Source organism: Promicromonospora sp. NPDC059942, assembly GCF_042731755.1.
In the GTDB taxonomy this organism is placed as follows: domain Bacteria; phylum Actinomycetota; class Actinomycetes; order Actinomycetales; family Cellulomonadaceae; genus Promicromonospora.
Genome location: NZ_JBHWLR010000009.1, coordinates 37,392 through 56,499, shown reverse-complemented (window position 1 = coordinate 56,499; position 19,108 = coordinate 37,392). Strand labels below are relative to the sequence as shown.

18 protein-coding genes are annotated in these 19,108 nt (G+C 73.8%); 15 read left to right on the top strand and 3 right to left on the bottom strand.

The window, feature by feature from the left end:
- Positions 1-35: 35 nt before the first annotated feature.
- Positions 36-953, bottom strand: coding sequence for an NADP-dependent oxidoreductase (locus tag ACFV9Q_RS15955; RefSeq protein ID WP_377235213.1), 918 nt, complete (start codon positions 951-953; stop codon positions 36-38).
- Between the two features lie 219 nt (positions 954-1,172).
- Between ACFV9Q_RS15955 and msrB the strand changes: the two genes are divergently transcribed.
- Complete coding sequence (gene msrB, locus ACFV9Q_RS15950) at positions 1,173-1,661, top strand: peptide-methionine (R)-S-oxide reductase MsrB (protein ID WP_377235212.1); 489 nt, start codon at positions 1,173-1,175, stop codon at positions 1,659-1,661.
- Positions 1,661-2,215 (top strand): peptide-methionine (S)-S-oxide reductase MsrA, encoded by a 555-nt coding sequence (msrA, locus tag ACFV9Q_RS15945; RefSeq protein WP_377235211.1) that lies wholly within the window; start codon positions 1,661-1,663, stop codon positions 2,213-2,215. Before msrB ends, msrA begins: the two co-directional genes overlap by 1 nt.
- Before the next feature lie 71 nt (positions 2,216-2,286).
- On the opposite strand, the gene ACFV9Q_RS15940 is transcribed toward msrA, so the two are convergent.
- Positions 2,287-2,847, bottom strand: coding sequence for a GNAT family N-acetyltransferase (locus tag ACFV9Q_RS15940; RefSeq protein WP_377235210.1), 561 nt, complete (start codon positions 2,845-2,847; stop codon positions 2,287-2,289).
- Positions 2,848-3,158: 311 nt separating this feature from the next.
- Between ACFV9Q_RS15940 and ACFV9Q_RS15935 the strand changes: the two genes are divergently transcribed.
- The 5 genes from ACFV9Q_RS15935 (at position 3,159) to ACFV9Q_RS15915 (ending at position 7,651) form a co-directional block, all read left to right on the top strand.
- Entirely contained in the window at positions 3,159-4,478 is a 1,320-nt protein-coding gene (locus tag ACFV9Q_RS15935) for an NAD(P)/FAD-dependent oxidoreductase (protein WP_377235209.1), read from the top strand.
- 132 nt (positions 4,479-4,610) lie between these two features.
- A complete protein-coding gene (locus tag ACFV9Q_RS15930; RefSeq protein ID WP_377229653.1) occupies positions 4,611-5,015 on the top strand; it encodes a molybdopterin-binding protein in 405 nt (134 codons plus the stop codon).
- Entirely contained in the window at positions 5,012-5,806 is a 795-nt protein-coding gene (gene modA, locus ACFV9Q_RS15925; protein WP_377235208.1) for a molybdate ABC transporter substrate-binding protein, read from the top strand. The genes ACFV9Q_RS15930 and modA overlap by 4 nt, the downstream gene beginning before the upstream one ends.
- Before the next feature lies 1 nt (position 5,807).
- Entirely contained in the window at positions 5,808-6,599 is a 792-nt protein-coding gene (locus tag ACFV9Q_RS15920) for an ABC transporter permease (RefSeq protein WP_377235207.1), read from the top strand.
- Complete coding sequence (locus tag ACFV9Q_RS15915) at positions 6,596-7,651, top strand: sulfate/molybdate ABC transporter ATP-binding protein (protein WP_377235206.1); 1,056 nt, start codon at positions 6,596-6,598, stop codon at positions 7,649-7,651. Before ACFV9Q_RS15920 ends, ACFV9Q_RS15915 begins: the two co-directional genes overlap by 4 nt.
- Positions 7,652-7,688: 37 nt before the next feature.
- Here the strand turns inward: ACFV9Q_RS15915 and ACFV9Q_RS15910 are convergent, their stop codons facing one another.
- The gene (locus tag ACFV9Q_RS15910; RefSeq protein WP_377229657.1) at positions 7,689-8,741 is read right to left on the bottom strand and encodes a LacI family DNA-binding transcriptional regulator; all 1,053 of its coding nucleotides are present in this window, start codon (positions 8,739-8,741) and stop codon (positions 7,689-7,691) included.
- Positions 8,742-8,941: 200 nt separating this feature from the next.
- Between ACFV9Q_RS15910 and ACFV9Q_RS15905 the strand changes: the two genes are divergently transcribed.
- The 8 genes from ACFV9Q_RS15905 to ACFV9Q_RS15870 all read left to right on the top strand — a co-directional run bounded on the left by ACFV9Q_RS15905 (position 8,942) and on the right by ACFV9Q_RS15870 (position 19,038).
- Positions 8,942-10,228 carry an ABC transporter substrate-binding protein gene (locus tag ACFV9Q_RS15905; RefSeq protein WP_377235205.1) on the top strand — a complete coding sequence of 429 codons (1,287 nt, stop codon included), beginning with the start codon at positions 8,942-8,944 and terminating at the stop codon, positions 10,226-10,228.
- Between the two features lie 34 nt (positions 10,229-10,262).
- A complete protein-coding gene (locus ACFV9Q_RS15900) occupies positions 10,263-11,213 on the top strand; it encodes a carbohydrate ABC transporter permease (RefSeq protein WP_377235204.1) in 951 nt (316 codons plus the stop codon).
- On the top strand, positions 11,200-12,147 hold the full coding sequence (locus ACFV9Q_RS15895; protein ID WP_377235203.1) for a carbohydrate ABC transporter permease: 948 nt from the start codon (positions 11,200-11,202) through the stop codon (positions 12,145-12,147). The genes ACFV9Q_RS15900 and ACFV9Q_RS15895 overlap by 14 nt, the downstream gene beginning before the upstream one ends.
- Before the next feature lie 89 nt (positions 12,148-12,236).
- On the top strand, positions 12,237-12,989 hold the full coding sequence (locus ACFV9Q_RS15890; protein WP_377235202.1) for an SDR family NAD(P)-dependent oxidoreductase: 753 nt from the start codon (positions 12,237-12,239) through the stop codon (positions 12,987-12,989).
- Complete coding sequence (locus ACFV9Q_RS15885; RefSeq protein WP_377235201.1) at positions 12,986-14,941, top strand: heparinase II/III family protein; 1,956 nt, start codon at positions 12,986-12,988, stop codon at positions 14,939-14,941. The genes ACFV9Q_RS15890 and ACFV9Q_RS15885 overlap by 4 nt, the downstream gene beginning before the upstream one ends.
- Positions 14,934-17,012, top strand: coding sequence for a heparinase II/III family protein (locus ACFV9Q_RS15880; RefSeq protein ID WP_377235200.1), 2,079 nt, complete (start codon positions 14,934-14,936; stop codon positions 17,010-17,012). Before ACFV9Q_RS15885 ends, ACFV9Q_RS15880 begins: the two co-directional genes overlap by 8 nt.
- Positions 17,009-17,662, top strand: coding sequence for a hypothetical protein (locus tag ACFV9Q_RS15875; RefSeq protein ID WP_377235199.1), 654 nt, complete (start codon positions 17,009-17,011; stop codon positions 17,660-17,662). The genes ACFV9Q_RS15880 and ACFV9Q_RS15875 overlap by 4 nt, the downstream gene beginning before the upstream one ends.
- Positions 17,659-19,038, top strand: a complete 1,380-nt coding sequence (locus tag ACFV9Q_RS15870) for a GDSL-type esterase/lipase family protein (RefSeq protein WP_377235198.1) — start codon at positions 17,659-17,661, stop codon at positions 19,036-19,038. The genes ACFV9Q_RS15875 and ACFV9Q_RS15870 overlap by 4 nt, the downstream gene beginning before the upstream one ends.
- Positions 19,039-19,108 lie beyond the last annotated feature (70 nt).

The following is a 19,108-nucleotide window of genomic DNA, read 5'->3' as shown; positions in this document are numbered from 1 at the left end:
GGCGGCCGTTGTCGCCTCGCGGGGCGCCGGTTCGCCTACGGGCGGACGCGGATGATCGTCTTGCCCTTGGCCCGCTCGGTGGGGTTGAACGCGGCGACTGCCTCGTCCAGGCTCGCGACGCGGGCGATGTTCGTCCGAAGGCGCCCGTCGCGGACCCGCTGGGCGAGCTCGCTCAGCTGGGCGCGGTCGGCCTCGACGACGAAGTCGACGGCCAGCCCGTCGGCCGGTCGTGCCTCGGGCGGGCCGGCGATGCTGACGAGCGTTCCCCCTGCCCGCACCAGGGCGGCCGAACGTCGCTGGATGTCTCCGCCGATCATGTCGAACACGAGATCGACCGAACCGACGTCCTCCAGCGCATCTCCGTCGAGGTCGACGAACTCCTGCGCGCCGAGGTCGAGCGCGGCCTGCCGGTCCGCCGTCCGCCCGGTGCCGATCACGTAGGCACCCGCCTCCCGGGCGAGCTGCACCACCATGGACCCGACGCCGCCGGCCGCGCCGTGCACCAGGATGCTCTGCCCGACCTCGAGACGCGCGTGGACGAACAGACCCTGCCACGCGGTCAGGCCCGAGATCGGCAGGCTCGCGCCCACCGTGAAGTCGACGTCGCCGGGGAGAGGCGCGAGGTTGCGTGCCTCGACGGCCGCGTACTCGGCGAGCGTGCCGTCACGGGTCCAGTCGGACAGCCCGAACACCCGCTGGCCGACGGACAGCCCGCGCGTGCCGTAGCCGAGCGCGCTCACGACGCCGGCCAGCTCGTGCCCGGGGATCGACGGCGTCCGGTCGCGCCCCAGACGGTCGGTCCAGGTACCGGGCCACGTCAGCTCGCCCGGGGTGAACCCCGACGCGTGGACCTGCACGACGACGTCGTTCCCGGCCGGCTCGGGCTCAGGTCGATCGGCCAAGGTCATCCCGGCCGTACCCGCGGCCTCGTCAGTCACCACGATGGCTCTCATCGGGCGCCTCCCTGTCTCGCTCAAGTGCCCTCAACCGTATTTCGGTTCGTCACCGTTAGCGGCGCGAGACGCCGACGTCTTACGTGCCGGGTAAGACGAGGGCGGACGGTGACACCCACGAGACCAGGACGGCCGTCGGGCGCCGGGACCACAACCGGGGGTCACGGTGTTGTGCTTCATGACGACGCCTCTTAGGGGCGTCAGAAAGGAAAAGCCGACATGGCACACGACTACAACACCTCGCCCGAGGCCTTGCGCCGGCTGACGACGACGCAGTTCCGTGTCACGCAGGAAGGGGGTACGGAGCCGGCGTTCCGGAACAAGTACTGGGACAACCACGAGCCCGGCATCTACGTCGACGTGGTCTCCGGCCAGCCCCTGTTCTCCTCGACCGACAAGTACGACAGCGGCACCGGCTGGCCCAGCTTCACCAGGCCGATCGGCGCAGGCACCGTGCGGGCCGTGACGGACAGGTCGTTCGGGATGGTGCGGACCGAGGTGCGCTCCACCGCCGCGGACAGCCACCTCGGGCACCTGTTCGGCGACGGTCCGGCGGATCGCGGGGGTGAGCGCTACTGCATGAACTCGGCGGCGCTGCGCTTCGTCCCGGTCGCCGAGCTGGAGGCTGAGGGCTACGGCGAGTACCTGGCCCTGTTCGAGTCCGAGTCCACGTCCGAGTCCGAGCCGAACGGAGAGGTGCAGAACTGATGAGCAGCGGAACACACGACACCGGGCAGGTCACGCGCACGCCCGGGGCCGAGACGGCAGTACTCGCGGGCGGGTGCTTCTGGGGGATGGAGGACCTCGTCCGCCGGCAGCCCGGCGTCCTCGCCACCCGCGTCGGTTACACCGGCGGCCGGAACGACCATGCGACCTATCGCAACCACCCGGGGCACGCCGAGGCCGTCGAGATCGTCTTCGACCCGAGTGCTACGACGTACCGCGACATCCTGGCTTTCTTCTTCCAGATCCACGACCCGTCGACCCTCGACCGGCAGGGCAACGACGTCGGGACGAGCTACCGCTCGGCGATCTTCCCGCTCACTCCTGAGCAGGACGAGGTCGCTCGCGACACGATCGCCGACGTCGACGCGTCGGGCCTCTGGCCCGGAAAGGCGGTGACGACGATCGAGGCCGCAGGACCCTTCTGGGAGGCCGAGCCCGAGCACCAGGACTACCTGATCACCTATCCGAACGGCTACACCTGCCACTACCCGCGCCCGAACTGGGTGCTTCCCCGGCGCAGCGCCGCCGCCAGCTGACCGAGCAGGCGTTGCCCACCGCACCGCGGCGGGCAACGCACCGCTTCTCGGGCGCCTCGCCCGGCAGCCTTCTACCCGGGCACGTCGAGATCGCCCTTGCGCAGCCGGAAGACCTGAAGCCTCAGGTCGTAGTACTTCGTCGTCTCACCGACCCATTCCATGCCGATCTCGCGCGCCGTCCTGATGCCGTGCTGATTGCCGTGGCGGACGACGGCGAACACCTCCTCCTCGTCATGGGAGAACGCGTAGTGCGCGAGCGCGTGACCGGTCTCGGAACCCAGCCCGCGGCCCCAGGCGCTCGGCGCGAACTGGTAGCCGAGCTCGAGGTCCTCCCCCTCCGGGGGGAGGCCGAGGATCTGCCCGGCACCGATGAGCTTCCCGCTGTCGAGGTCGTCGATCGCCCAGCGGCCCGTAGGACGTCCGGTCCCGGTGTGCTCGGCGACCCAGCGCTCGATGATCTCCCGCATCCGCTCGGGGTCGTCGATCCTGTCCATCGCGGGGGTCAGCCACCGGGCGACGTCGGCCTCCCCGTAGATCGCCAGCGCCCCGACGGCGTCGTCGGGCTGCCAGGGCCGCAGGCGCAGGTGCTGCGTCTCGATCGTGGTGCCGTCGATCGTGACTCGATGGCTCATTTCTCCTCCTGGGTGTGCCACGACATGAGGGTCCGTGGGCGCCGGCCAGTTCGGAATCACATTCCATCGCGGATCGCAGGCTCTCGCACGGTTCGCGCGCGGCCGTGTGGGTCGCATGCCACCGGACGGGCCGGGGCGACGTGCGACTGCGCCAGGAGAGTGTCACGTTCGCAGGGGCGGCGTCGTCTCCCTGCCGTCCAGTGTGCCCCGCGTGAGCGGGCGCACCGGCGGTCGCCGTGGCACGGTCAGGGAGGTGAGCTCTGCCCATCCTCCGTACGCGGGTGTCAACGACGAGATCGAGCGAGGTCGCGATGAGCGAGAGTCCGACAAGAGTCGTGATCGTTGGGGGCGGCTTCGCCGGCTACAACGCGGCCCGGGCGCTGCGTCGCGCGCTGCCGCGCTCGGCCGACGTCGAGATCGTCCTGGTGAACCGGACGGACTACTTCCTCTACCTGCCGCTGCTGCCGGAGGTCGCGGCCGCCGTGATCGATCCCCGGCGGGTGACCGTCTCGATCCCGGCGACGCTGCGCGGGGTCCGGCTCGCGCTCGGCGACGTGACGGCGATCGACCCGGACGAGGACCGCGTCGAGTACACCGACCCGGAGGGCGGGACGCACACCCTGCGCTACGACCGGCTGATCGTCGCGGCGGGCAGCGTCACCCGGCTCCTGCCGGTTCCAGGCGTCGCCGAGCACGCGCACGGCTTCCGCGGGGTCGCTGAGGCTCTCTACCTGCGTGACCACGTGATCCGGCAGGTGGAGCTGGCGGCCGCGACGGACGACCGCGCGGAGCGGGACGCGCGCTGCACGTTCGTCGTCGTCGGCGCGGGTTACACCGGCACGGAGGTCGCGGCGCAGGGACCGCTGCTCACCGAGGCGCTGCGCCGGCGGCACCCCGTGCTCGCGAACCAGCGGATGCGCTGGATGCTGCTGGACCTCGCACCGAAGGTGCTGCCCGAGCTCGACCCGCGGCTGTCCCGTGCGGCCGACCGGGTGCTGCGCGGCCGCGGCGTCCGGGTGGAGACCGGGGTCTCGGTGCAGGAGGCGATGTCCGACGGCGTCCGGCTCACCACCGGTGAGCTCTTGCCGTCCCGCACGCTGGTGTGGTGCGTCGGCGTGCGGCCCGACCCGCTGGTCGGCGACACCGGGCTCGAGACGCAGAAAGGCCGGCTGGTCGTCGGGACCACGCTGGAGGTGCCCGGACGGCCGCGGATGTTCGCGTGCGGGGACGCCGCCGCCGTGCCCGACGTCACCCGGCCGGGCGAGGTCACGGCGATGACCGCCCAGCACGCGAGCCGCCAGGGCACGCTCGCCGGCCGGAACGTCGCGGCGTCGCTGGGGTACGGCACCGTCCGCGCGTACAAGCACCACGACCTCGGGTTCGTCGTCGACCTCGGCGGGCTCCAGGCGGCCGCGAACCCGCTGCAGATCCCGATGTCGGGGCTCCTGGCGAAGGCCGTGACCCGCGGGTACCACCTGATCTCCATGCCGGGCAACCGGGTCCGCACCGCCGTCGACTGGCTGCTCGACGCCGTGCTGGGCCGCCAGTCGGTCCAGCTCGGGATCGTCCGTTCCGCGGCGGTGCCCCTCGACACGACCGGGCCCGAGGAGTCCGGCCCACGCCCCGGGTGATCGTCGCCGGCGTGACGCTGTCCCGGGGCACCGCCGAGCGGGTCGCGGCCATCCTCGGATCTTCGAGAGCCTCCGCAGATCGTGACCCAAGGGTGTCCCGGCGTCCGACTTCTCGGCGCTAGGATCGTCCGCGTGCCGCACATGAGGATCCGGGATGCCGCCACCTACCTGGGGGTGAGCGACGACACCGTGCGCCGGTGGGTCGACAAGGGCCTGCTGACGGCGAGGGCCGACGAGTCGGGCCGCAAGGTCGTGGACGGGTACGAGGTGGCCCTGGTCGCGCGCCAGCAGGCCACTCTGCCGGGCCCGCCCGGCGGGACGGCGAGCTCGGCGCGCAACCGGTTCGTGGGGCTGGTCACCGACATCCGGACCGACGCGGTGATGGCCCAGGTCGAGCTGCAGTGCGGTCCGTTCCGCGTGGTGTCCCTCATGAGCAGCGAGGCCGTGCGCGACCTGGGCCTGGAGCTGGGCTCGGTCGCGGTGGCCGTCATCAAGTCCACGACGGTGATCGTGGAAACAGCCAAAGGAGAATCATGAGGCGAACGCTCTCGATCACGACCGCCGCGCTGGTGCTGGCCGCCGCGGTGGCCGGCTGCGGGTCCGGCGGGTCCGGTGACGCCGACGCGGCGGACGACGGCGCCGCCGCCGCCGAGGAGACGACCCTGACCGTGTACGCGGCGGCGTCGCTGACCGCGACGTTCGAGCAGATCGGCGAGGAGTTCGAGCAGGCGCACGAGGGTGTGCAGGTGGAGTTCAACTTCGCCGGCTCCTCGGACCTGGTGGCGCAGCTCCAGGAGGGCGCTCCGGCCGACGTCTTCGCCTCTGCGGACGAGGCCAACATGGAGAAGCTGACCGCGGACGGGCTGGAGGGCGCCGAGCCGGTCGCGTTCGCGTCGAACACCCTGGAGATCGCGGTGCCCCCGGGCAACCCCGCCGGGGTCGAGGGCCTCGACGACCTGGCCGGCGACCTCAACCTGGTCATCTGCGCCCCGGAGGTGCCGTGCGGCGCCGCCACCCAGAAGGTCGCCGACTCCGCGGGCCTGGAGCTCGCCCCGGTGAGCGAGGAGCAGTCCGTGACCGACGTGCTCGCCAAGGTCACCACCGGTGAGGCCGACGCCGGGCTGGTGTACGTGACCGACGTGATCGGCGCCGGCGACGACGTCGAGGGCATCGAGTTCCCCGAGTCCGCCGCCGCGGTGAACGTCTACCCGATCGCACCCGTCGCCGAGAGCCCGAACGCCGACCTGGCCCAGGAGTTCGTCGACCTCGTCCTGGCCGAGGGCGGGCAGTCCGTCCTGCAGGACGCCGGGTTCGCGCCGGCCCCCTGACATGGCGGCTCCGCCCGGCCGGGTCGGCGTCCCGGCCTGGATCTTCGTCCCCGCCGCGGCGGGAGCGGCCTTCGTGCTGCTCCCGCTGGCGGCGATCGTGCTGCGCACGCCGTGGAGCCGGTTCTTCGACCTGCTCGTCTCGCCGGCCTCCGTCGAGGCGCTGCTGCTGAGCCTGCGCACCTCCGGCACCAGCACCCTGCTGTGCGTCCTGTTCGGCGTCCCCATGGCGCTGGTCCTGGCCCGCACGAGCTTTCGCGGGCAGGGCGTGCTGCGCTCCCTGGTGCTGCTGCCCCTGGTGCTGCCGCCCGTGGTCGGCGGCATCGCGCTGCTGTACACGTTCGGGCGGCGCGGGCTGCTGGGCGAGACGTTCGAGGTGCTCGGCATCCAGGTCGCGTTCTCCACCACCGCGGTGGTCATGGCGCAGACGTTCGTCGCGCTGCCGTTCCTCGTGGTCAGCCTGGAGGGCGCGCTGCGCACGGCCGGCCAGCGGTACGAGGTGGTGGCGGCCACGCTGGGCGCCCGCCCGACCACCGTGTTCCGGCGCGTCACGCTGCCGCTCGTGCTGCCCGGCCTGGTCTCGGGCGCCGTGCTGGCGTTCGCCCGGTCGCTGGGCGAGTTCGGCGCCACCGTCACCTTCGCGGGCAGCCTGCAGGGCGTCACCCGCACCCTCCCGCTGGAGATCTACCTGCGCCGGGAGACGGACGCCCAGGCCGCCGTGGCCCTCTCCCTGGTGCTGGTGGTCGTCGCGATCCTGGTCATCGGGTTCGCGCGGCAGGGCAGGAGCAGCCTGTGACCTTCCACTACGACGCCGCCGTGGCCGACCGGGGCGTCGACCTCACCTTCGACATCGCCCCCGGCCGGACGCTCGCGCTGCTGGGCCCGAACGGCGCCGGGAAGTCCACCGCCCTGGCCGTGGCCGCCGGGCTGCTGCGCCCCGACACCGGGCGGGTCGTGCTGGACGGGCGCCCCCTGACCGTCGCCGGTCACGACGAGCGGGACGTCCTGGTCGCCCCGCACGACCGGCAGGTCTCGCTGCTGGCGCAGGAGCCCCTGCTGTTCCCGCACCTGAGCCTGCTGGACAACGTCGCGTTCGGCCCGCGCAGCCGCGGCGCCGGCCGGGCCGGGTCCCGGGACGTCGCCCGCCACTGGCTGGGCGAGGTCGGGATCGAGGAGCTGGCCGACCGGCGTCCCGCCCAGGTCTCCGGCGGGCAGGCGCAGCGCGCGGCCGTGGCCCGGGCGCTGGCCGCCGACCCGCGGCTGCTGCTCCTGGACGAGCCCATGGCCGCCCTCGACGTCGCCGTCACCCCGGCCCTGCGCCAGACCCTGCGCCGGGTGCTGGCCGACCGCACCGTCCTGCTGGTCACGCACGACGCCCTGGACGCGCTGCTGCTCGCCGACGAGGTCGCCGTCATCGAGGACGGCCGGATCGTCGACCGGGGGGAGACCGCGCAGGTGCTCGCCCAGCCCCGTAGCCGGTTCACCGCCCAGATCGCCGGGCTGAACATGATCACCGGCACCTGGCGGGACGGCGCGGTGCTCACCCCGGCGGGCCTGCGGATCGAGGGCCGGCCCGACGGGCCCGAGCCCCGCGCGGGCGACGCCGCGGTGGCCGTGTTCCCGCCCCACGCCGTGTCCGTGTTCCTCGACGACCCCGGCGGCAGCCCGCGCAACGCGCTCCGCGTGACGATCACCCACCTGGAGCCGCAGAGCGGCCAGATCCGGGTGCGCACCGAGGAGCTCAGCGCCGACGTCACGCCCCAGGCGGCCGCCGAGCTCGACCTCGCCCCGGGTTCGCCGGCCTACTTCGTGGTCAAGGCGACCGAGATCGCGGTCTACGCCACCTGACGGCGGACGGCCCGCGCCGCGGGTCGGACGGCGCAGGTCAGGACGCCGCCGGCCCGGTCGAGTCCCGGACCACGAGCTCGGGCCGGAAGAGCAGCGAGCTGCCCCGGCTCGCCGCGTCGTCGTCCGCCGGCTCGTGGAGGGCGCGGAACGCGGCGGCCGCCATCTCCTTCATCGGCTGCCGCACGGTCGTCAGGGCCGGCGAGTACAGCTCGGCGAGCACGATGTCGTCGAAGCCCGCGACCGAGACGTCCCGGCCCACCTCCAGCCCGGCGTCGCGCACGGCGCGGCACACGCCGATGGCCGTCATGTCGTTGACGGCGAAGATCGCGGTGGGCGGGTTGGGGCCGGTGAGCAGCTCGGTCGTGGCGACCCGCCCCAGCTCGGCGGCCTCGACGTCGCCGAAGGTGCTGTCCACGATGCTCCCGGGCCAGGTCACGACGTCGGGCCGCGCGATGCCCGCGCGCTCCAGCGCGCGCAGGAAGCCCTGGAACCGCTCGGTGCGGTTGATCGACCGGATGGAACCCGAGACGAACGCGATCCGGCGGTGGCCGAGCGAGACGAGGTGGTCGCCCATGAGCTCGGCGCCGATCGTGTTGTCGACGCTCACGTTGATCAGGCCGGCCGGGTCGTCGGCCTGGGCGGTGCGGTCGAAGGCGACCAGCCGCAGGCCGTCGTCGAGCAGGCTCGCGACGTGCTCCAGGGAGGGCAGGGACGAGCACAGGACGATGCCCCGGATGCCGTCGGAGACGAGCTCGTCGACGTACTGGCGCTCGCGCTCGGGGTCGCGCTCGGAGTTGCAGAGCAGCACGTGGTAGCCCTGGGTCAGCGCCGCCGCCTCGACGTGGCGCGCGAGCGCGCCCCAGTAGGGGTTGCCGACCGACGGCACCACCAGGCCGATGACCTGCGGCTTGCCCGTGCGCAGCTGGCGGGCGGCGCGGTTGGGCCGGTAGCCGAGCTTGCGGATGGTGGACTCCACCCGGTGCCGCGTCTCAGGCAGCATCCGGTCGGTCCGGCCGTTGAGCAGGTTCGAGACCGTGCTCGTGGACACCCCCGCCGCTCGTGCGACGTCAAGGATCGTGACTCCAGCCATGTGCGCGTGCGGCCCCCTCCGGATCGGGATTCAGGCCCATCAGCCAGTGCATCGATGGACTGAACAGGTCCGAGCATAGTCCATAAATCGGCACTTGACCCCTGCCTGATGGCCCCCTTATCGTCAGTGCATCGTTACACCGGGAGTCACAGCTGACTCCCGCCCTGCGTGGAGATCAGTGCCGATCGAAAGGGCAAGTCATGGAACTCAGCCGTCGCAGCTTCATCGCGGCCATGGGCCTCGGGACCGCGACCGTCATGGCGGGTTGCGCCACGACGAGCGGGAGCGGCGCACCCGCAGCCGACGTCACCGGGCCCGCGGAGGGCGACATCACCTTCCTGTGCGCGCTGTTCGAGGGCGCCACGGGCAAGGAGACGCTCGAGGGCAAGCTGCTCAAGCAGTTCAACGAGAAGTACCCGGACGTCAACGTCACCGTGGACTACACGGACTACGGCTCCCTCAACGAGAAGATCACGACCGGCCTGGCGAGCGGCCTCATGCCCGACGTCGTCACGCTCGGCGTCGGCTGGATCCCGCCGTTCGCGTACAAGAACGCGATCGCGCCCCTGCCCGAGTCGCTGGCCACGCGCTACACCTACGAGGAGCGCGTGCTGGAGCCGTCGCGGTTCGACGGCAAGCTCTACGCGCTGCCCATGGTGCTGGACACCCGCATCGTGGCCTACCGCAAGGACTTCTTCGAGGAGGCCGGGATCACCGCCCCGCCCAAGGACTGGGCCGAGCTGCGCGAGATCGCCAAGGAGCTCACCGTCCGGGACAAGGACGGGACCCTCCAGCGCGCCGGGTTCGACCCGTTCTCGATCGACCTGCGCCAGTGCTGGGAGACGTTCCTGTTCGGCAACTCCGGCGAGCTGTTCTCCGCCGACGGGCGCGAGGTGCTGTTCGACAGCCCGGAGGGGGTCGCGGCCCTGCAGCTCTTCCTCGACATGGTGGCGGACGGCTCGGCCGACTTCGCCCTCACGACCGAGGCGGGCCAGCCGACCACCCTGCAGCAGGGCACCTCGGCGATCATGATGACCAACAACTCGCTGTACGTGCAGCTCCAGCAGCAGAACCCGGAGCTGATCGACAAGGTCGGCACCTTCGTGCTCGGCAACACCGGGCCGGCGATGCTCCAGGGCGGCACGATGATCTCGCAGTCGGCCAGCTCCAAGAACCCGGCCGCCGCCCGGGCGCTCGTCGAGTTCCTCGGCTCGCCCGACGCCGTGCTGGTCGCCTCCGAGCAGCGCGGCTCCGTGCCGGCGATCTCCGACCTGCGGGACAGCGACTACGTCAAGGGCAACCCGATGGTCGCGTTCGCGCTGGAGAACCTCGACAAGGCGCGGTCCGAGGGCGGCACCCCGGCCTGGATGGAGATCCGGGAGAAGATCAAGCCCACCCTCGAGACCGCCGTCGTCGGCCAGCAGACCGCGCAGCAGGCCATCGCCCAGCTCGCCGGCATCGCCGACGACGCGATCGCCCGCCTGTGACCCGGTCCGACCGATCGAGGAAGAGGGGTCCGTCGTGGCCGTTGTCTCCGCGCCGCGCTCCGTGAGCGCGCCGCCCTCCGCCCCGCCCCGCTCGTCCGCGCCCCGGCGCGGACGAGCGGGGGCGGCCCGCCGTCGCGCGGGGATGCTCATGGTGGCTCCCGCGTTCCTGCACGCCCTGATCTGGATCGGCATCCCCGTGATCGCCGCGTTCGTGCTGTCGTTCACGTCCTACGACGTGCTCACGCAGCCCCGGTTCATCGGCATCCAGAACTACCTGGACGCGTTCGGCGACCCGGTGTTCCGCCGGGGCATGCTCAACACCCTGGTCTACGCGTTCTTCACCGTGCCGGTCGCGATGGCGATCGCCCTGCTCATCGCCCTCATGCTCGACACGCAGCTGCGCGCACGGGCGCTGTTCCGCACCGCGGTGTTCATCCCGCAGGTGACCGCCACCATCGCCGTCGCGCTGGTCTGGCTGTGGATCTACGACCCGCGCAGCGGCCTGCTCAACGCGGTGCTCAGCTTCTTCGGGCTGCCCGCGCAGAACTGGCTGTCGTCCACCACCTGGGCGATGCCCGCGGTCATCACCGTCGGCATCTGGCAGGGCATCGGCCTCAAGATGCTCATCTACCTGGCCGCCCTCCAGTCCCTGCCCAAGGACGTCTACGAGGCGGCGTCGGTCGACGGCGCCTCCCGGACCCGCCAGTTCTTCAGCCTCACGCTGCCGCTGCTGCGGCCCGCCACGTTCTTCGTCTTCGTCACCTCGGTCATCTCCGCCTTCCAGGCGTTCGACCTCATCTACATCCTCACCGACGGCGGACCGGCGAACACGACCACGATGATGACGTACGAGATCTACAAGTCGGCCTTCCGGGAGTTCCGCGTCGGCTACGCGTGCGCCCAGTCGATCGTGCTGTTCGTGTTCCTGCTGGTCCTGACCCTCGCCAACCGACGGCTCAACGGAGGCGACAGTGGCAGGCACTGATCTCGCCGCGGCCCCGCCGCGCACCACCCGCGGCCCCGCCCGCGCCACCGGCGGGTTCGCCCGCACCCCGGCGGCCCGCCGCCGGATCGAACGGATGGCCCTCTACGTGGCGCTGACCGTCATCGCCGTGGTGATGGTGGTGCCCTTCGTGTGGATGATCCTCACCTCGCTCAAGACACCCCAGGACATCGCGGCGAACCCGCCGGCGATCCTGCCGACGCAGTGGGCGTGGAGCAACTACACGGAGGCGCTCGCGGCTGCGCCGTTCCTGACGTACGCGCGCAACAGCCTGGTCATCGCCGTGAGCCACACGGCGATCAACCTGGTGGTCGCCTCCATGGCGGGCTACGCGCTGGCCCGGCTGCGCTTCCGCGGGTCGGAGCTGGTGTTCCTCGGCTTCGTCGCGGCGCTGATGATCCCGACCTACACCAAGATCATCCCCGAGTTCCTCATCGTGCGGTTCATGCCGCTGTTCGGGGGCAACGACATCCTGGGGCAGGGCGGCACCGGCTGGCTCGACACCTGGTGGGCGCTGATCGTCCCCGGCGCGGTGACGCCGTTCGCGGTGTTCCTGTTCCGCCAGTTCTACCTGGACCTGCCGGTGGAGCTGGAGGAGGCGGCGCGGCTCGACGGCGTCAGCGAGCTGGGCATCTGGGCGCGGATCATGACGCCGCTGGTCAAGCCGGCGTTCATCACGGTGGCGCTGCTGACCTTCGAGAGCTCCTGGAACAACTTCCTGTGGCCGCTGCTGGTCACCCGCAGCGACTCGATGCGGGTCATCCAGGTGGGGCTCTCGGTCTTCCGCACGGAGAACGACACCCAGTGGGCCTTCCTCATGGCGGGGACGACCCTGGCGACGCTGCCGATGGTGGTGCTGTTCCTGCTCGGCCAGAAGTACTTCGTCCGCGGTTTTGCGAACGCGGGCATCAAGTGACACCCGGGGATCAAGCGACACGCGGGCAACGGACGACACGGGGCAGGGCGCCGCGTGCCGGAGAGAGAGGACTGCAGATGGCGATGGACATGACGGACGTACGGGTGCTCGTGACGGGCGCGGGGCACGGCATCGGCCGGGGGATCGCCCTGGCCCTGGCGGCCGCGGGGGCCGACGTCGTGGTGCACTACGGCAGCTCGGCCGACGCCGCGGCCGCGACCGTGGCGGACATCGAGGCGCTGGGCCGCAAGGCCGTGGCGCTGCGCGCCGACGTGACGGTGACCGAGGACGTCGACCGGCTCGTCGCCGAGTCCGTGGCGTTCCTGGGCGGGCTCGACGTGGTGGTCTGCAACGCGGGGCACCTGATCGGCCGCGTGCCGGTCGCCGAGATGAGCGACGAGCACTACGCCTCCGTGGTGGACGTCAACCTCGGCGCGACGTTCCGCACCTGCCGGGCGGCGATCCCGCACCTGCTCGAGTCGGACCGGCCGCGGATCGTCGCGATCTCCTCCCTCGCGGCGCACAACGGCGGCGGGCCCGGGTCGGTCGTGTACGCGGCGGCGAAGGCGGGCATCCGCGGGTTCGTCAAGGGCCTCGCCAAGGAGCTGGGCGCCCAGGGCGTCACGGTCAACGCCGTGGCCCCGGGGTACATCGCGGACACCGCGTTCCACGGCACGTTCAGCACCGCCGAGGCGCAGCAGAAGATGGTCGCGGGCACCCCGGTGGGCCGCCCCGGGACGGTGGACGACGTCGCCGCGGCCGTGCTGTACCTCGCCTCGCGTGAGGCGTCGTACATCACGGGCACCACGCTCGACGTCGACGGCGGGACCTGGCCGCGATGACCTCCCTGGCCCCGGAGCACACCGCCTTGGCCGGGCTGCCGCGCGAGCGCGGCGGCTGGTGGCACAACTTCGTCTGCCCGGTGCACGGCACGGAGCTCTCCCACGAGGGCATCCCGGGTCCGGTACCGCCCGCGGGCGGGGTGCGGTGCCCGCACGGCTGCCGGGTCGACTCCGAACCCGTGCGCGGCGCCTGGCTGGTGCTGAGCCACCAGGCGTGGGCGCGGCGCATCCGGGTGCTTGCGCACCGGGCCGCCCGCACGGGTTCGGACACCGACCGGGACGAGGCCGTCGCGCTGCTCGCGGCGTACGCCGACGTCTACGCCGAGGTCGCCGGCGGCGGCGAGCACGAGCGGGCGCAGGACTGGATGCTCCGGGGCCGGCTGTTCCACCAGGCGCTGACCGACGCGATCTGGTCCGTCTCGATCGGCCACGCGGTGTGGTCGCTCGCCGAGTCCGCGCCGGAGCGGACCGCTGACCTGCGCCCCGTGCTCCCGGTGCTCGACGCGACCGCCGAGGCGGCACGCGCGGCGCGAGACCGGCTCGTGGGCGAGGGCCGGTTCACCTCGAACTACACGGCCTGGCTGAACGCCGCCGGCCGGGTGTGCGCGCGGGCCGCGGCCCTCGTGCGGGCCGGCGGCGTCGCCGAGGGCGCCGCGCCGTCGTCCCTGGACGACGACGAGTGGCTGGCCGGGGAGCACGGGCAGCTCGCCCACGCGCTCGCCGCGACCACCCGCGGCGGCTGGGAGTGGGAGGCCAGCACGTACTACCACGGCTTCGTGCTGCGGGCCTACCTGCTGTCCCTGCGCGGGACCGACCCGGCGGCCCTGCCGCCCGCGGCCCGGGACCGGCTCGTCGCGATGGTCGACGTGCTCGCGGGCCTGGCCACCGACGACGGCATCCTGCCCGCGATCCACGACGGCCCGTACCTGCGCCCCCCGCTCGCGCTGGAGTGGACGGAGCTGTGCGCGCTCGCCGACGGGTTCGTGGCGGACGCCGGGCTCGCGGCCGTCGCCGCCCGCGCCCGCCGCGAGGTGGCGGCGGCCGGACCGGGCCACGGCCCGGGCGACCCGCTGGCGGACGAGCTGCGCGCCCTGCCCGGCGGCTGGTTCGCCGGCACGCCGCTCGTCGTCGACCGCCCGGCCCGTCCGGTCGTTAGCGTCGACGAGGAGGTGGGGATCGCCGTCGTGCGCGCCGCGGGCATCCACGCCGTGCTCGACCACGGGCCGCACGGCGCAGGCCACGGGCACCACGACAAGCTGGCGCTGTACCTCTACGGGCAGCGGACCCCGTGGCAGCCCGACCCCGGGCAGGTGCCCTACGGGCACCCCGCGTGGCGCGACCACTACATGTCCGCCGCCGCTCACCCGGGCGTCCGGGTGGACGACGGCGACCCCGCCGAGGCGACCGGCCGCCTGCTCGACCGCGACGGGCGGTCGCTCACCGTCGAGGTCCGCGGCGACGCGACGTCCTGGTACGACGGCGTCCGGGCGCTGCGCCGGCTCGTGGCCGGCGACGGCTACCTGCTCGACGTCGTGGTCGCGACCGCCGACCGGGCCCGGCGGCTCACGCTCGGGCTGCGGCCCGACGTCCCGCTCGGGGTGCGCCTCGACGGCGACGTCGTGCGCACCGGCTGGGACGGCGCGGAGCGGCTCGACGGCGTCCACGCCGCGCGCGCCGCCGGACCCGACGGGCCGGTGCCGGTGCGGGCCGCCGTCCGCCCGGGACCTGGGCCCGCCGACGACCCGCAGCGCGAGCGTGCGCACGTCGACTGGACGGCGCACGGGGCGACGTCGGCCGTGTGGGTGTCCGTCTACCGGGCCGGTGCCGCGGCGGGCGACGTGCCCGACGGCGTGGAGCTGGCCGTGGACGTGGACCAGGCCGAGGTCCGGGTCCGGCGCGCCGACGGCGCGGTGGACGTGCACCGGGTGCCCGGGGAGGCGACCCATGACTGACACGGACCTGGGTCCGGCCGCGCTCGCCGCGGCCGGCGCGCCCACCCGGCTCCTGCTCGACGACGCGCGCCTGGCCGACCTCCGCTCCCGCCTCGACGGCGACCTCGCGCCGCAGTGGCGCCGGCTCGCCGAGCAGTGCGACCTGTACCGGCGCACCGCGCCGCCGACGGAGCACCCGCTCGCGAGCATCACCTACCTGGGGCCGGCCGCCGCCAACCTCGCGCTCGCGTACCGGCTCACCGGGCAGGGCCACTACCTGGAGGAGGCGTGGCGCTGGATCTCGGCGGCCGTGTCCTTCGAGCACTGGGGCCGGGCGCACCTGCCCGACCACGACCTCGACGCGGGGTGGCTGCTGCACGGGCTGTCCCTGGCGTACACCTGGCTCGGCGACGACCTCGGGTCCGAGCGCGCGGAGGCGCTGCGCGCCAAGCTGGCCCTGCAGGGCCAGCGGCTGTACGACTTCGCGGTGGCGAACGAGGGCTCCTGGTGGAGCAGCTCGTACTGGCAGAACCACCACTGGATCTGCCACACGGGCCTCGCGACCGTGGGGTACGCGCTCGGCGAGCGCGCCTGGACGGAACGGGCCAAGGACGCGTTCGCGACCGTCGTCGACGTGCTGCCGGCCGACGGCTCCGACATGGAGGGCGTCGTGTACTGGCGGTACGGCGTGCCGTGGCTCGCGACCTACCTCGACCTGCTCCGGCACACCGAGGGCGTCGACTGGTGGGACCGCTGCCGGTTCCTCGCCCACACCTTCTGGTACCGGCTGCACCAGGCCGCGCCCGGCTACGAGGAGATCGTGGACCACGGCGACTGCCACGACCGGCGCAGCGGGCACAGCGTGGCGCTCTACCGGATACTGGCCGCGCGGTACGGGATCGGGGAGGCGCAGTGGCTCGCCGACACCGTCGCCGACCGCTTCTTCTGGCGCGAGGCGTACGAGAGCGGCGTCCGCCCGGGTGTGCTGCCCGAGGCGTGGGCCGAGTTGCTCTGGTACGACGCCGCCGTCGAACCCGTGGACCCGGCGACCACCGTCCCGCCCCAGGCGGCGTTCGAGGACCTCGGCCTGCTGGTGCACCGCACCTCGTGGGACGACGACGCGACGCTGCTCTCGTTCAAGTCGTCGCCCGGCGGCGGCCGGACGGCGTGGGAGACCTCGCGCCGCATCGACGCCGAGCGCGGGTGGGACACCCTGAGCGCCGGCCACCACCACCCCGACGCCGGCTCGTTCGTGCTCGCCTCGCGCGGCGCGTGGCTGCTGGTCGACGAGGGCTACTCCAACCGCAAGCGCGCCGGGCACCACAACCTCGTGCTGGTGGACGGACAGGGTTTCGCGGGGGAGGGCCGCTACCACGTCTACGCGGGCGCGCCCCCGACCCGTACCGCCGACATGGTGGACATCCTCGCCGAGGGCGGGTTTCTGCACGGCCGGGCCCGGACAGGGCGCATGTACCCGGAGGAGCTCGGGGTCGAGAGCCTGGAGCGGACGATCGCCGTGCTGCCCTCGGGACGCGCGGTCGTGGTCGACCGGGGCCGGGCCGCCGAGCCACGGTCGTGGACGCTGCTCTTCCACGCCGACCACCCGGCCGAGGAGGTGGCGCCCGGGCCCGACGATGCTGGCGCCGGCGCCGTCCGGCACGTGCTGCGCAACGGCCGCGCCGGAGCCTGGCTCACCACGTACGCCCCGGGTGCGGCGGGCGCGCCCGCAGTGGAGCGGGTCGTCACGGACGTCGAGGCCAACCCCACCTCCAGCACGCCGGACCTCGTGGTCACGCGCCGGATGCACACCCTGCGCGTGACGCCGCCCGCGGCGCGCGACCTGCTCGCGGTGACCGTGATCGAGCCGTTCGACGCCTTCCGCGCCGACGGCGCCGACGGTCGCGACGGCGCGAGCGGCCCGGTGGCGCGGCTGCTGCCGGCGCGCGCCGGCGTGGCGGTCGACCTCGGGGATGGCGAGCGCGCCTACCTCGCAGGCCCGGACGGCGTGATCGACGCCGAGGGCGTGCGGACGCGAGCCCGGGCCGTGCTGGTCGCGGGCGGGGTCACGCGCGTGCTCGGGGCGGACGCATGACCGCCGCCGCGTCGACCCAGGTGCGCCCCGACGGCTCCCGCCAGTGGTCGCGCACGCTGCTGGGCTGGCTGGAGTGGCTCGCGCACCCCGTGCTCGCGGGCGTGGCGTTCGCCGTCCTGTGCGTCGGCGTGGTCACGTGGCTCCCCGCGCTCGCGGCGACGGCGCACGCGCTGCGCGCCTGGCGGGCCGACGGCGAGACGCGCACGTTCACCGGCGTCTTCCGCGCCTTCGGCATCTACCTGCGGCCGCTGCTGGTCCACGCGGTCGCCTCGACCGCCGGGCTGGCCCTGCTGGTGGTCGACGTCGTCTTCCTCGCGGGGCGGACCGGCCCCGCCGCCGTCGTCCTCGTGCTGCTCGCGCTGGGGCTGCTGCTCGTGGCCGTGCCCTACCACCTGGCCCTCGCCGTGGTGGCGGGCGCGGATCCCGCGGGCACGGCGCGCGGCTGGGTCGGCGACGCGCTGTGGTTCGCCTTCGGCTCGGTGGCGCGGGGGACGGCGCTGCTGGGCGCCGTCGTCGCGACGCCGGTGTTCTCCCTGGTGATCCCCGCCGGACCGCTGCTGCTGTCCGCGAGCGTGCCCGTGCTGGTGGGGCTCGTGATCCTCGACCAGACCGTGGTTCCCGACCGCACCGACCCGACGGAGGACGCATGACCGGCACCGCCCCGCTCGCCCGCCGCACCCTGCTGACGGGAGCCCTGGCCTCGACCGGCGCCCTGCTGGCCGGCTCCGCCCTTGCGAGCCCCGCAGTCGCCGGCCCGCGCACGCTGCCTGACGCCGGACCGGCGTCGGGGGCGGGGAGCCGCCGCGTCGCCTGGGTGCCGTCGTGGGCCACCGCCCACACCCGCCCGACGGCGACCGACCCGCTGGTCCAGGCCGGGGTGACGGACCGGACCGTCCGGCACGTGCTGCGCCTCAGCGCGGGGACGGTGCCGGGCGGCGGTGCAGGTCCGGGCGGCGCGGCCGGGCGCCTGCGGATCCGCCTTGCGGGGACGTTCTCGGCCCAGCCCACGCTGATCGGCGCGGTGACCGTCGCCCGCCGCGTCGCCGGGCTCGCCGGGGCCGGGCCGGGCGTCGACCCGGCTACCGTGACCGCCGTGACCTTCGGCGGGGCGCCGGGTGGGTGGCTCGCCGCCGGAGCGACGCTCGTCAGCGACCCCGTGTCCCTCGCCGTACTCGACGGCGGCGACCTCGTGGTCAGCCTGCACCTGCCCGGGCCGACCGGGAGCCTGAGCTTTCACCGCAACGTCCACGCGACCGGCTACGTCGCCGCGGGGGACCGCACGGCCGACCTGGGCGACGCCTTCGCCGGGGAGGGCGCGGTCACGACCCGCTCGGCGGTGCTCCTGTGCGGCGTCGACGTCGAGCGCCCGGGCGTTCCCGGCGTCGCCGTGCTGGGCGACTCGATCACCGAGGGTGTCGGCACGCCCGACGACGCCGACCAGCGGCTCACCGACCACCTCGCGCGGCGGCTCACGGAGCGCGGCGGGCCGGTCGGGATCGCGAACCTGGGCATCAGCGGCAACCGCGTGCTGCTCGACGACGAGCGCTTCGGGCCGAGCGGCCAGGCCCGCCTCGACCGGGACGCGCTGGCGCTGCCCGGGGTGGACACGCTGCTGGTGGTGCTCGGCGTCAACGACCTGCAGCAGCCGCCCAGCCAGACTGACCCCGAGGTGATCCTCGCCGGGTACCGGCAGCTCGTGCTGCGCGCCCGCGACCGGGGACTGCGCGTGGTCGGCACCACGATCACGCCCTTCGGCGGCTGGCAGCGCTGGACACCCGCACTGGAGGAGGAGCGGCGGTACGTCAACGCCGCGCTGCTCGCCGGGGCGGGCGGCGGGGGCGGGCAGGGCGGGCGGCCCGACGCCGGGGCGTTCGACGCCGTGGCCGACGTCGCCGCCGCGGTCGCCGACCCCGCGAACCCGGCCCGGCTGCTGCCCGCGTACGACAGCGGCGACGGCCTGCACCCGAGCCCCGCCGGCGCGGCGGCGATGGCGGCGGCGGTCGGCCGCCGCACGCTGCTGGGCTGACCCACCCCCGACTCCGCCCGTCCCCGCGACGGGCGGGTGCCGCGCGCCCGCGCGCGGCCGATGCACCGCA